Here is a 12,140-nt window from a genome sequence, read left to right on the forward strand (position 1 = left end):
CTGGGCACATGGAGTGCGGGGTGTCAGACCGCCGCCCATGCGGGATATCCGTCGCCGGTTTTGACAGCGGATGGTTAAGACTGTCACAAACGGGCGTACGCTCGGGGTCTGCGCACCGGCGCGCGGTGTGATCGGGCGAGGTCTTGGGTATTTTCTACCAGAAAGAGACCTAGCGGGTCAGCGCATCCCTTAGCACGGCCTCTACGGCGTCGGTGGGCACGTCGGTGGCGACGAAGGCATCGCCGATGTCACGCGCTAGGATAAAGCGCAGTTTTCCGTCCACCACCTTCTTGTCCTGCCCCATCAGCGCGATCAGGGTGCTGGCATCGGGCAGATCCCCTTCGATATCGCCCAGATCGGTCTTCATGCCCATGGATTTGAGATGGGCGCGCACGCGGCTGGGTGCCTCCTGGCTGCACAGGCCGAGACGGGCCGAGAGTTCGAAGGCCAGGGCGCAGCCGATGGCCACGCCTTCACCATGCAGCAGCCGCGCGCCATATCCCGTCGCCGCTTCGAGCGCGTGACAGAAGGTATGACCAAGGTTGAGCAGCGCGCGCTCGCCCTCTTCGGTTTCGTCGCGCTCGACGATGCGGGCTTTCATCTCGACCGATCTGGTGACGGCGCGCACACGGGCCTCCATGTCGCCCGCGGCCAGGGCCGGGCCGTTGGTTTCGAGCCATTCGAAGAACCCGGCATCCCCCAACAGGCCGTATTTGACGACTTCGCCATATCCCGCAAGGAAATCGCGTGCGCTGAGCGTGCCCAGAACATCCGTATCCGCCAGCACCAGCGATGGCTGGTGAAAGGCCCCGATCAGGTTCTTGCCCTGGGGCGCGTTGATGCCGGTCTTGCCGCCCACGGAACTGTCGACCTGCGCCAGAAGCGAGGTCGGGATCTGCACAAAGCGCACGCCGCGGCGCAATACGGCCGCCGCAAAGCCGCCCAGATCACCGATCACCCCGCCGCCGAAGGCAATGACGATGTCGCGCCGTTCGATCTTCTGATCCAGCAGCCAGCCGGTGGCGCGGGTGAATTCGCTCCAGCCCTTGGTGGATTCTCCGGGCGGCAGGGCGAGCGCCTCCATGGCGATATCGGCGCGAGCCAGGCCCGCGCGCAGCGCCTCGAGATGCAGGGCGCCGACCGTCTCATCGGTCAGAACCGCGACGCGCGGGCGTGCCAGAAGCGGCGCGATATGGGTGCCGCATTCAGCGATCAGCCCGGGGCCGATCCGGACGTCATAGGCGCGTTCGCCCAGATCCACATGCACGGTTTGGCGCATTTAGTCCTCTGTCAGAACATCGGGCCGGGTCGAAAGCGCAACAAGCACGCGATCCACCATGGCGTCTATTGAGGCTTCGCCGTCCGAGACCACCTTGAGATCGGCCAGCGCATAGATCGGCATGCGCTCGTGGTAAAGCTGGTTCAACGTGCCCTTTGGATCGCGCGAGCGCAACAAGGGGCGCGTGTCCTTATGTCTGACGCGGTTCCAGAGCACATCGGGCTCGGCCACTAGGCAGACGGACACGCCGCGCTGGGTGATCCGGGTGCGGTTGCGTTCGGCCAGAAAGGCGCCGCCCCCGGTGGACAGGATACCGGGTTCCTCATCCAGCAGGCGCGCGATCACGCGCGATTCCTTGTCGCGAAAGAACTGTTCCCCGTCGCGGGCGAAAATCTCGGGGATGGTGCGGTTGGCGGCGGCCTCGATCTCGGCGTCGCTATCCACGAAGGGCACGTCCAGCCGTGCCGCAAGGGCCCGGCCGACAGCAGTCTTGCCCGCCCCCATCATGCCAACCATCACGACGGTTTTTTTCAGCCGTGACCCCTTTGGTTTTGCGGTTGCGCTTCCCATATTCTGCTTAATTCCGCTCATGTCCCACTGAATGACGTGATCTTGATAAAAAGGCCATATATAAACGACGCAAAAATGGTCGAGGCAGGTTAAGAGGGCAGTATGGTAAAACTATTCAAGTTTCTGTTTTTTCTGATAATTTTTGGTGCCATAGGTCTTGTGGGTTATACCTATATCGGGCCGTTTTTTGGCGCTGATTTCTCGACTCCACAAACCGAAGTCCGCGTGCCCCTCACCCTGGATGGGAGCTGAGGGCGATGCGCGCAGCCTTTGGGCTTGGTCTGATGATGGTCGTGACGCTTGCGCCGCCGCTGAGCGCGCAAGCCCCCCTGTCCATCATCGACTGGCTTGAGACAGACGAGATCGCCCCCCTCGGCACCGAGCCCCCCGTCAGCCTGACCGGGTTGCAACCCCGGATCGAGACGCAACCCCTTGAGGCCCCGCGCAAGCCGGTCGGCCTTGTGCCCGCGTCGGTGACCGGGCTGCCGGTGGATGTCTGGATGAACAGCCGGCCCGATGATCTGGTGCGCCTGATCGTGGATGCCCCCGTGGCCGGACATCCGGCGTTGCAGTCCCTGCTCTATTCCCTGCTGCTGAGCGAGGCGATTCCGCCGGGCAATCCGCGCGGAGCCGGAGCCTTGATGCTGGCGCGGATCGACGCGCTTTTGACCCTTGGGGCGATCGATCCGGCCAAGGCGCTGATCGAACAGGCCGGCCCGACAAGCAGCCCCGAGATATTCGCGCGCTGGAGCGACACGGCGTTTCTGACCGGGAGCGAGGATGAGATTTGCGCAGTTCTGGCGCAGATGCCCCATCTGAGCCCCGACCGCGAGACCCTGATCTTCTGTACCGCGCGTCTGGGTGATCCGGACGGGGCGAGCCTGCTGTTTGAAACAAGCCTCGCGCTGGATGATCTGGATCCCCGCGTCGCCCCGGTTCTGGATCGGTTCCTGCATCCGGAACTCTTTGAAGATGCCGCACCGCTGCCGCAGGCCCGCGCGCCCTCGGCCTTGTCGTTCCGGCTGTTTGAAGCGATTGGCGAGCGTCTGCCCACGGCCTCCCTGCCCCGGCGCTTTGCCACCGCGGATCTGCGGGATGTGGCCGGATGGAAGGCGCAATTGGAAGCCGCCGAACGCTTGGCGCGCACCGGGGCGATAGCGTCCAACACCTTGCTGGGGCTTTACACCGAACGGCTGCCGGCGGCTTCGGGTGGGGTCTGGGATCGGGTGGCGGCGGTGCAGCGCTTTGAGACCGCGCTGAAGACGCGCAGTGCTGATGCGCTGAGCAAGACCCTGCCCGATGCATGGAGCGCGATGCGCGATGCCGGTCTGTCGGTGCCCTTTGCCGATCTGTTTGCGGCGGCCCTGGCGCAGGTGGCTTTGCCGCAAGGCCTGTCGCGGCGCCATGCGTTGGAAATGGTGCTGCTCTCGTCGGACTATGAGACCCTGTCGCGTGGCTTTGAGGCGCAGAACCCGCAGGAGGCCTTCTGGATCGCTTTGGCGCAAGGGTCCCCGCAGACAGTCCTGGCCCCCTCTGCCCTGAGCGAGACGATCGCAGCGGGATTTGCGGCACCCGCTGACTTGCCCGGAAATCTGAGCGCGGACCGGCTGGGAGAAACCGTACTTGAGGCGATCCATCTGTTTGATCGCGGGGCGGCGGGAAATCTGCGCGATCTGCAGGACGCCATCGCCGTTTTCCGCAGTCTGGGTCTGGAAGACGTGGCGCGGCGTGCATCGCTCCAACTGCTGATTGCGCGGGAAGGCTGAGGCATGCTGCAGGCTCAGCGCTGGATTTCGACCTTTCTGGATGCCCAGGCCGCCGAACTGGGCGCGAGCACCAATACGCAGCTGGCCTATGGGCGGGATCTCAAGGATTTTGCCGCATGGTTGCAGGAGCAAGGCGCCGATTTCGACAGCGCCAACCGCGATCAGGTCGAGGCCTATCTGATCCATTGCTCGGATCAGGGTCTGGCCAAATCGACCCGCGCGCGCCGCTTGTCCGCGATCAGGCAAATCTATCGCTTTGCCTTTGACGAAGGATGGCGCACAGATAACCCGGCCATTCAGATCCGCGGACCGGGGCGCGACAAGCGTCTGCCCAAGACGCTGGATGTGAAACAGGTGGATCGTCTGCTTGAGGCGGCGCGCAGCCAGGGGCGCACAGCCGGTGACCGGTTGCGCAATACCTGTCTGATGGAACTGCTTTATGCGACGGGCATGCGTGTGAGCGAGCTGGTCAGCCTGCCGGTTTCGGCTGCGCGCGGCGATCCGAGGATGTTGCTGATCATGGGCAAGGGCGGCAAAGAACGGATGGTACCCCTGTCGCCGCCTGCCCGTCTGGCCCTGGTCGATTGGCTGAAGGAACGCGACGCAACCGAAGAGCGTGGCGTTGCCAAGGGCATGCCTCGTTCGCGTTTCCTGTTTCCGTCGCGCGGGGCCAGCGGACATCTGACGCGCCACCGCTTCTATCTGCTGATCAAGGAACTTGCGGTTGCCGGTGGTGTCTTGCCAGACAGCGTGACGCCCCACACCCTGCGCCATGCCTTTGCGACGCATTTGCTGGCCAATGGTGCCGATCTGCGCTCGATCCAGACACTGCTGGGCCATGCGGATGTGGCCACCACCGAGATTTACACCCATGTTCTGGAAGAACGCCTGCAACAACTGGTGCTCGAGCATCACCCGCTGGCCACCGCGGCGGATCGCCGGAAAGGCTAGTGCGGCCGCCACAGTGGCTGCGAATTCGTCACCACTCCCCTTGATCGCGGCGCAGCTCATGCCCATAACCACCTTAACAGCTAACGGAAAAATTTGGGACTTATGGAACCTGCAACAGACGCGCTTGCGGACGCGGCGATGAGCGGCACTTTGGATGGCGCATTCTGGATCACATGTGGCGTGATCCTCCTTCTTCTGGTGCTGTCGGGGTTTTTCTCGGGCTCGGAAACCGCGCTGACGGCGGCCTCGCGCGGAAAACTGCGCAGTCAGGCTGACAAGGGCTCACGCGGGGCGGAACGCGCGCTGGTGATCACCGAGGACAATGAACGCCTGATCGGCTCGGTGCTGCTGGGCAACAACATGGTCAATATTCTGGCCGCCTCGCTGGCGACCTCGATTTTTACCCGTGCCTTTGGTGAAAGCGGTGTGGCGCTGGCCACGCTGGTCATGACGCTTCTGGTGCTGGTCTTTGCCGAAGTGCTGCCCAAGACCTATGCCATCACGAATGCCGAAAAAGCCGCCGCTTTGGTCTCGGCACCGATTGGCGTGGTGGTCACGCTGTTCGCCCCCGTCGTCTCGGCGGTGCGCTTGTTCGTGCGCGGTGTCTTGCGTCTGTTCGGGGTGCAGACCGATCCTGACAGCCATATCATGGCGGTGCGCGAGGAAATCGCCGGCGCGCTGACGCTGGGCCATTCCGAAGGTGTGGTGGAAAAGGAAGACCGCGACCGCATCCTGGGCGCGCTGGACCTGTCCGAACGGCTGGTGGAAGAGATCATGCTGCATCGCTCGGGCATCGAGATGATCAATGCCGATGATGCGCCCGAGGACATTCTGCAGCAATGTCTGCAAAGCAACCATACGCGCCTGCCGGTGTTCAAGGATGACCCCGAAAACATCATCGGGCTGATCCATGCCAAGGATCTGCTGCGCGCCATGTACAAGCTGATCGGCGGACCCGATGGCGAGGCAAGTGCGCTCAAGCATTTCAAGATCACCGATGTGGCAATGCCGCCCTACTTTATCCCCGAGACCACCAATCTGGATGACCAGATGCGCCAGTTCCTGCGCATGCGCACCCATTTTGCCCTTGTGGTGGATGAGTATGGATCACTGCAAGGTCTGATCACGCTCGAGGATATCCTCGAAGAAATCGTGGGCGAGATCACCGATGAATTCGACCCCGATGCCGATCACCCGGTCCTGAAGGGTGAGGACGGCAATTACGTGGTGGAAGGGGCGATGACGATCCGTGACCTCAACCGCTCGACCGACTGGTCCCTGCCCGATGAAGAGGCCAATACCGTGGCCGGTCTTGTGATCCATGAGGCGCAGATGATCCCGACCCGGGGCCAGGTGTTCTCGTTCCACAATTTCCGCTTTGAAGTACTGGAGCGTGACGGCAACCGCATCACCCGGCTCAAGATCAGACCGTTGTAGTGCCATGACAGCCGCAGCCCGGTGGTTTGATGCGGTGTTTCTGGATCTGGCGCGCCAGATGCGTTGGTCCTTCCTGCCGCCCTTGATGGTCTACTTCGCCTTCGGAGCGTCGGGCATCACGGCAATCGTGGGGACGTTTTTCGTCAAGGAATACCTGGACGTATCAGCCGCGTTCCTGGCCGGGCTGGCGTTCTGGGCCGGGTTGCCCTGGGCGCTGAAGATGCCCCTGGGCCATCTGGTCGATCTGATCTGGCGCTGGAAGGCGGTGCTTGTTTGGATCGGTGCGGCGCTGATGGCGGCGTCATTTGCGATCATGTACGGGCTGGCGATGCGCGTGGGCTGGATGGATGGCGTGATGAGCGCGACCGCCTGGTATGTGCTGGCCGTGATGTTGGCGCCCTGTGGCTATGTCATTCAGGATGCGGTTGCCGATGCGATGTCGGTCGAGGCAGTGCCTGATCGCGATGCCGATGGCCAGCCCCTGACCGAAACCGAGACGCGCCAGATGCATACCACCATGCAGACGCTGGGGCGTGTCGCGCTGATCGGCGGAGCAAGTGTCGTGGCTGCGGCCAATATCTTTCTGTTTTCCGGCATCGAAGATCTGAGCCCGCCCGCCAAAGAGGCGATCTATGGCCAGATCTATCTGCTGGCGCTGTTGCTGCCCTGCCTGTCGGTGTCTGGCGTGGCGCTGGCGTCGGTGCAGGTGCGGTGGCGTATTCGTGCGCTTGTGCGCAGCGGGATCGACTCGGCGACGGCGCAGGCGCAGATCTTGCGCACACCCGAGGCGGTAAAGGCGAACCATTGGTACTTTACCGGTGGGGCGGCCTTTGTCGCGCTGACGCTTGCGGTCGGTATCGGCGATGTGCCCTATACGCAGGAGATCGTCTTTGCCGGCTCGATGACCGTGGTGCTGGTGCTGATGCGCCAGTTGATCCGCGCATTGGATCCGGCTCAGGCGCGGGTGCTGGTGGGCACTGCCGTCATCATCTTCGTGTTTCGCGCGGTTCCCCTGCCCGGCGCCGGTCTGACATGGTTCGAGATCGATGAGCTGGGCTTTGATCAGCAATTCCTGTCGGTGCTTTATCTGTTGACGGCTGTGCTGACGCTTGTGGGCATGATTGCGCTGCGCCCGTTGATGGCCAACCGGACGATTGTCTACATCATCATCCTTCTGACCATCGCCGTCGGGGTGTTGTCCCTGCCCAATCTTGGGCTGTATTTCGGCCTGCATCACTGGACGTCGGCGATGACAAACGGTGTTGTGGATGCGCGTTTCATTGCGGTGATGGATGCGGCGGTCGAAAGCCCGCTGGGCCAGATCGCGATGATCCCGATGCTGGCCTGGATCGCGCGCAATGCGCCAAGCCACCTCAAGGCCACGTTCTTTGCGGTCATGGCGTCATTTACCAACCTGGCCCTGTCGGCCTCGAACCTTGGCTCGCGCTATCTCAACGAGGTTTTCGTGGTCACGCGTGAGGTCGTGGACCCGGCGACCGGGCTGGTCAGCGTTGCGGCGGATTATTCGCAATTGGGCTGGTTGCTGATCACGGTGGCGCTGATCACGGTGGCCGCGCCGCTGATTGCGATCTGGATGGTTCAAAGCTCGCCGATCCGGACGAACGAATAGGCCGGGATTGAATTTCTGAGAAAGAATTGCTATGTTTCTTTCATCAGAAAGGACGACCCATGCCAAATGCCCTGCATCATCTGTCAGAGGATGTCAGCCATGAACCCGGTCGCGTTCTGGCCAAGGCCACGGTCAATGCGGCTGCGGAACTGGGGCTGAGCCAACGCGATATGGCGCAGATCATCGGCGTCAGCGAGGCGACCGCGTCGCGGATGCGCGATGGGGGTTATGCGCTGAGCGGCAAACCCTTCGAGTTGAGCGCCTGTCTGGTCAGGGTCTATCGCAGCCTTGATGCGATTGCGGGGGGCGATGCAGAGACGATGCAGGGCTGGATGCGCGCCTCCAACAGCGATCTGGGACAGGTCCCGAGGAGGATGATCCTGGATGTGGCCGGTCTGGTGGATGTGATGAATTACCTGGATGCCGCCCGTGCTCCCACCTGAGGCGCTGAGGCCCTATAGGGGCCGGTTGTGGCGCATGATCGAGGGGCAGTATCGTCCGGCCACGGTGCGCATCGTGGATACGGATGCCGAACAGACGGTTCTGGAGCGCATTCTGGAAGACAGCAAACCGCCCGTGCCACCGGAGTGTCAGCATCTGGATTACCAGTTCTGGTCGCCCTTTCGCTATGGCCGCTATCCGCGTGCCTCTCGCTTTCGCCGCGCCGGGCGCAGCCCCGGAGTCTGGTATGGATCGCAAGAGGTTCTGACGGCTGTCATCGAAAGCCTGTGGGGAACCTTGCGGTTCTTCGCGGCCTCGCCCGATACGCCACTGCCGCGCCATCCGGTGACACAGACGGCCGTAGCGGCCGAGATCGCCACGCCGTTTTGTGCCGATCTGACCGCGCCTCCGCTGCTTGGCGCGGGGGATTGGGCGAATCCGGATGAGTATGGCGCCTGTCTGGATCTGGCAGATGAGTTGCGCGCCGCGCGTGCCGAGGCGATCCGGTACATGTCGGTGCGCGACCCGCAAGCGCGCGCGAATGTGGCGGTTCTGAGCTGTGCTGCATTCGAAGCCCCTGCCCCGGTGGCCAGCCAGACCTGGCACCTCCTGTTGCGCCCCGGACGGCTACGCGCGCATTGCGAGACAACGCGCGCACGTCACATGTTCGAGATCGGCGCGACCGGGCTGATACTGGCCTAGGCCCGCAGCTTTTCGCCTTTGGGATCAAAGGGCGGCTCATGCAGGATGCGCGCCCTGTGGGGTTTGCCCAGAACCATGACCTCGACCGTGTCGCCGGGTTCGGCCCCCTTGATGTATCCCAGTGCAAGGCTCATGCCGACGGAATACCCATAGGCCCCCGATGTCACGCGCCCCACACCGACGCCGTTCTTGAAGATCGGCTCTCCGCCCGTGGCATCCGCGTTCGAGATGGTCACGTCCTCTTCGTCCAACGCGATCAGCATGAGGGTTTCGCGCGGGTCGTTCTGCATCACCCCGGAGACAGCCGCCTTGTTAAGGAACTCCTTGTCCATCTTGCACAGACGGTCCATCCCGACCTCCTGCGGCCAGTACTCGGGGCTGTATTCGCGGCTCCAGGAGCCATAGCCCTTTTCAACCCGCAGGCTCATCAGCGCGCGCGAGCCGACCGGACCGGCACCGAACTCGGTCCCTGCCTCAAGCAGGGCCTCGTAGAGGCGCACCTGGTCTTCGGTCTTGCAATGCAGCTCCCAGCCCAGATCGCCGGTGAACGACACCCGCAGTGCCAGGCAGGTGATGCCTGAAATCTCGATCCATTTGCTGCGCATGAAGGGGAAATCGGATGTGGCAAGCGAGGTGTTGGTCAGGCGTTGCAGCATGGCGCGCGCGCAAGGCCCAGCGACGTTAAATCCACACATATCAACGGTTTGTGAGGCAAAGCTTGTGTCGTCAGGCAGCGGCACGGCGTTGAAGAAGCGCTGGTGATAGCGCTCGGCCATGCCCGAACCGATGATCCAGAATTCATCCTCGGCCAGGCGCGTGACGGTGAAATCCCCGGCAATCCCGCCGCGCACACCGATCAGGGGGGTCAGACAGGACCGGCCCACAGCTGTGGGCATCCGGTTGGCAAAGACCGCGTTCAGATAGTCTTCGGCACCGGGGCCCTTGCAGCGATACTTGGCAAAGTTCGAAATATCTATGATGCCTGCCGCCTCGCGCAGCATGCGCGCCTCGCGGCCCACCACATCCCACCACGGCTGGCGGGTGAATCCGGCGCTTTCGGCCACGTCCTCGGAAAAATAAAGCGGGTGTTCCCAGCCATAGTTCAGGCCGAACACCGCGCCCATGGCCTTTTGTGTCTCATGGACCGGGCGCGTGCGTACGGGTCGGCCCGCGTCGCGTTCTTCGCCAGGAAAATGGATCTTGAACCGGTTGGCATATTGATCGCCAACCCGCGCCCGGGTGAAGGCCTTGGAGGCCCATGTGCCAAAACGCGCCATATCCCATGGGAAGAGGTCCATCTTGGGCTCGCCCTCGATGATCCATTCTGCAACCGCCTGCCCCATGCCGCCTGATTGGGAAAAACCCGGAATGATGCCGTTGCAGCAGAAGTAGTTTCTGAGTTCGGGCACGGGGCCGAACAGCACATTGGAATCGGGCGACCAGATCATCGGACCATTGATCACGCGTTTGATGCCAGCCTCGCCCACCGCCGGCACGCGGTCGATGGCGCGCATCATGTTGTCTTCGATGCGTTCAAGATCATCGGCAAACAGCTCATGGCCAAAGCCTTGTGGCGTACCGTCCACCGCCCAGAGGCGATAGTCTTTCTCATAGGCTCCCACCAACAGGCCCTTGCCTTCCTGGCGCAGGTAATATTCGCCGTCCCGATCCGCGACCGACGGCAGGCGGCGGTCCATGGCGGCGATCTCGGGGATGGTTTCGGTGACGAAATACTGATGTTCCGTGGGCTGGAGCGGCAGTTCGATCCCGGCAAGGGCCGCCACTTCGCGCCCCCAGAGACCGGCTGCGTTGATCACCCATTCGGTCTTGATGTCGCCCTTTGTGGTGCGCACGATCCATGTGCCGTCCGGTTTCTGTTCGGTGGCGGTGACCGGACAGAAGCGGATGATCTCGCCGCCACGCTGGCGCGCGCCGGTGGCATAGGCATTGGTGACACCGGACGGGTCGACATTGCCGCCGTCAGGTTCCCACATGATGCAGCGGATGCCGTCGAAATTGACCAGAGGGTGCAGGCGCTCGGCCTCGTCCCGGCTGACTTCGTGGAAGTTCATCCCGTAAAGCTTGGCCTTGGCAGCCTGCAGGCGCAGTTGATGTTCGCGCTGTTCGGTTTGCGCAAGATAAAGCGAACCGGGCTGGAACACGCCGCAGCTTTGACCTGTTTCGGCTTCGAGCGCGTTATAGAGGTTCATCGTATAGTGCTGAATACGGCTGATATTGGTGCTGTCATGCAGCCCGTGGATATTCGCCGCTGCGTGCCAGGTCGAGCCCGAGGTCAGCTCATCGCGTTCCAGCAGGACCACGTCGCTCCATCCCAGTTTGGTCAGATGATAGAGGATCGAGCATCCGATAACGCCGCCTCCGATGACAACGGCTTGGGCATGGGTGCGCATCTGTGGCGTCCTTGGCTGATGTTTCACTGCGGGCCAACTTGACCGCGGCGCGAGGCGGCTGATTGCCCTTTACCGACATAGGCTGTCGCAAGGGGGCAAGTGGCGGAAAATCTGTCCTTGGCCTGGCCAGCGGGACGGGCTTACTCGGAGCCAGGCGTTTTGATATGGAGGATCGTGCCACAGTGTTTGCAGTGAACCGCGTCAAAATCATGCCGCGTCAAAGCGCAACTGGGGCACTCATAATGCACCTTGGCCGGGCGGAAGATGGCGCGCGCCAGTTGCACGAAGAGCGCCACGCCCACAACCATGATGACCACGGAAAACAATTTGCCGCCGGTGGTCTGCGGAACGATATCGCCATACCCTGTCGTGGTCAGCGTAGTGACCGTGAAGTACAGCGCGTCAATATATCCCTGAAACCCGGCACCGGTCTGCGCAAACATCGAAAACACCACGGAAGTGGTGAAAAACACGAAGACAAACAGGTTCACACCTGCAATCAGCTCTTCTTCATGTTTTTGGAAGAACGGGCTGACCCGCCTGAGATCTTGCAGCAGATGATAGGAATGAATGAGCCTCAGCCCGCGCAGGATCCGCAGAAAAGCCAGATTGCCTTCGATAAATGGCGAGATCAGCAGCGAGGCGATCACGACCACATCGGCGATCATGTAGATGCGGCGCAGCAATGCAAGGCGGTCCGTTGCAATCCAGAGCCGCGCGGCGAAATCCAGAAAGATCAGCACGCCCAACCCGAACACCACCTTTCCAAGCAGTGGTGTCTGTTGCAAAGGCACGATCGCAATGAACAGAAGAATTGACGCAAAATCAAAGATGATCAGCGCATATCTGAACCGCCGCGCACCGGGTGAAGCGCCTTCATAAAGCTGCGTGAGTCTGTCTTTGAGTCTCTGTGCCATCCTTGGCTGATCAAGGACGAGAATACGCGCCCTGAC

The 12,140-nt window shown here is 62.1% G+C and carries 10 protein-coding genes; 6 read left to right on the forward strand and 4 right to left on the reverse strand.

What is annotated here, in order from left to right; genetic code table 11:
* Positions 1 to 169 precede the first annotated feature (169 nt).
* Positions 170 to 1,279, reverse strand: a complete 1,110-nt coding sequence (gene aroB / locus WAO69_RS17710; RefSeq protein ID WP_422181597.1) for a 3-dehydroquinate synthase — start codon at positions 1,277 to 1,279, stop codon at positions 170 to 172.
* On the reverse strand, positions 1,280 to 1,870 hold the full coding sequence (locus WAO69_RS17715; protein WP_422181599.1) for a shikimate kinase: 591 nt from the start codon (positions 1,868 to 1,870) through the stop codon (positions 1,280 to 1,282).
* A 236-nt stretch (positions 1,871 to 2,106) separates the two neighbouring features.
* On the opposite strand from WAO69_RS17715, the gene WAO69_RS17720 reads away from it, so the two are divergent.
* From WAO69_RS17720 to WAO69_RS17745, 6 genes are all read left to right on the forward strand, one after another.
* Positions 2,107 to 3,615: a hypothetical protein gene (locus WAO69_RS17720; RefSeq protein ID WP_422181601.1), complete on the forward strand. Its 1,509-nt coding sequence runs from the start codon at positions 2,107 to 2,109 to the stop codon at positions 3,613 to 3,615.
* A gap of 3 nt (positions 3,616 to 3,618) precedes the next feature.
* Positions 3,619 to 4,566 (forward strand): site-specific tyrosine recombinase XerD, encoded by a 948-nt coding sequence (locus tag WAO69_RS17725; RefSeq protein ID WP_422181603.1) that lies wholly within the window; start codon positions 3,619 to 3,621, stop codon positions 4,564 to 4,566.
* A 102-nt stretch (positions 4,567 to 4,668) separates the two neighbouring features.
* Entirely contained in the window at positions 4,669 to 6,003 is a 1,335-nt protein-coding gene (locus tag WAO69_RS17730) for an HlyC/CorC family transporter (protein WP_422181605.1), read from the forward strand.
* 4 nt (positions 6,004 to 6,007) lie between these two features.
* Positions 6,008 to 7,633: a hypothetical protein gene (locus WAO69_RS17735; protein WP_422181607.1), complete on the forward strand. Its 1,626-nt coding sequence runs from the start codon at positions 6,008 to 6,010 to the stop codon at positions 7,631 to 7,633.
* A gap of 59 nt (positions 7,634 to 7,692) precedes the next feature.
* Positions 7,693 to 8,076: an MbcA/ParS/Xre antitoxin family protein gene (locus tag WAO69_RS17740; protein WP_422181609.1), complete on the forward strand. Its 384-nt coding sequence runs from the start codon at positions 7,693 to 7,695 to the stop codon at positions 8,074 to 8,076.
* A complete protein-coding gene (locus WAO69_RS17745) occupies positions 8,054 to 8,776 on the forward strand; it encodes an RES family NAD+ phosphorylase (RefSeq protein WP_422181611.1) in 723 nt (240 codons plus the stop codon). The genes WAO69_RS17740 and WAO69_RS17745 overlap by 23 nt, the downstream gene beginning before the upstream one ends.
* Here the strand turns inward: WAO69_RS17745 and WAO69_RS17750 are convergent.
* The gene (locus tag WAO69_RS17750; protein ID WP_422181613.1) at positions 8,773 to 11,187 is read right to left on the reverse strand and encodes a GcvT family protein; all 2,415 of its coding nucleotides are present in this window, start codon (positions 11,185 to 11,187) and stop codon (positions 8,773 to 8,775) included. The genes WAO69_RS17745 and WAO69_RS17750 overlap by 4 nt on opposite strands.
* Before the next feature lie 140 nt (positions 11,188 to 11,327).
* Positions 11,328 to 12,104 carry a potassium channel family protein gene (locus WAO69_RS17755; RefSeq protein WP_422181615.1) on the reverse strand — a complete coding sequence of 259 codons (777 nt, stop codon included), beginning with the start codon at positions 12,102 to 12,104 and terminating at the stop codon, positions 11,328 to 11,330.
* Between the last annotated feature and the right edge of the window lie 36 nt (positions 12,105 to 12,140).

The sequence above is a fragment of the Aestuariivita sp. genome, from assembly GCF_049276915.1.
Lineage (GTDB): Bacteria > Pseudomonadota > Alphaproteobacteria > Rhodobacterales > Rhodobacteraceae > Aestuariivita.

What these genes read in the sequence shown, in the direction of transcription:
- aroB (WP_422181597.1), bottom strand. Translation starts at nt 1,279, where the DNA reads ATGCGCCAAACCGTGCATGTGGATCTGGGCGAACGCGCCTATGACGTC.
- WAO69_RS17715 (WP_422181599.1), bottom strand. Translation starts at nt 1,870, where the DNA reads ATGAGCGGAATTAAGCAGAATATGGGAAGCGCAACCGCAAAACCAAAG.
- WAO69_RS17720 (WP_422181601.1), top strand. Translation starts at nt 2,107, where the DNA reads ATGCGCGCAGCCTTTGGGCTTGGTCTGATGATGGTCGTGACGCTTGCG.
- WAO69_RS17725 (WP_422181603.1), top strand. Translation starts at nt 3,619, where the DNA reads ATGCTGCAGGCTCAGCGCTGGATTTCGACCTTTCTGGATGCCCAGGCC.
- WAO69_RS17730 (WP_422181605.1), top strand. Translation starts at nt 4,669, where the DNA reads ATGGAACCTGCAACAGACGCGCTTGCGGACGCGGCGATGAGCGGCACT.
- WAO69_RS17735 (WP_422181607.1), top strand. Translation starts at nt 6,008, where the DNA reads ATGACAGCCGCAGCCCGGTGGTTTGATGCGGTGTTTCTGGATCTGGCG.
- WAO69_RS17740 (WP_422181609.1), top strand. Translation starts at nt 7,693, where the DNA reads ATGCCAAATGCCCTGCATCATCTGTCAGAGGATGTCAGCCATGAACCC.
- WAO69_RS17745 (WP_422181611.1), top strand. Translation starts at nt 8,054, where the DNA reads ATGCCGCCCGTGCTCCCACCTGAGGCGCTGAGGCCCTATAGGGGCCGG.
- WAO69_RS17750 (WP_422181613.1), bottom strand. Translation starts at nt 11,187, where the DNA reads ATGCGCACCCATGCCCAAGCCGTTGTCATCGGAGGCGGCGTTATCGGA.
- WAO69_RS17755 (WP_422181615.1), bottom strand. Translation starts at nt 12,104, where the DNA reads ATGGCACAGAGACTCAAAGACAGACTCACGCAGCTTTATGAAGGCGCT.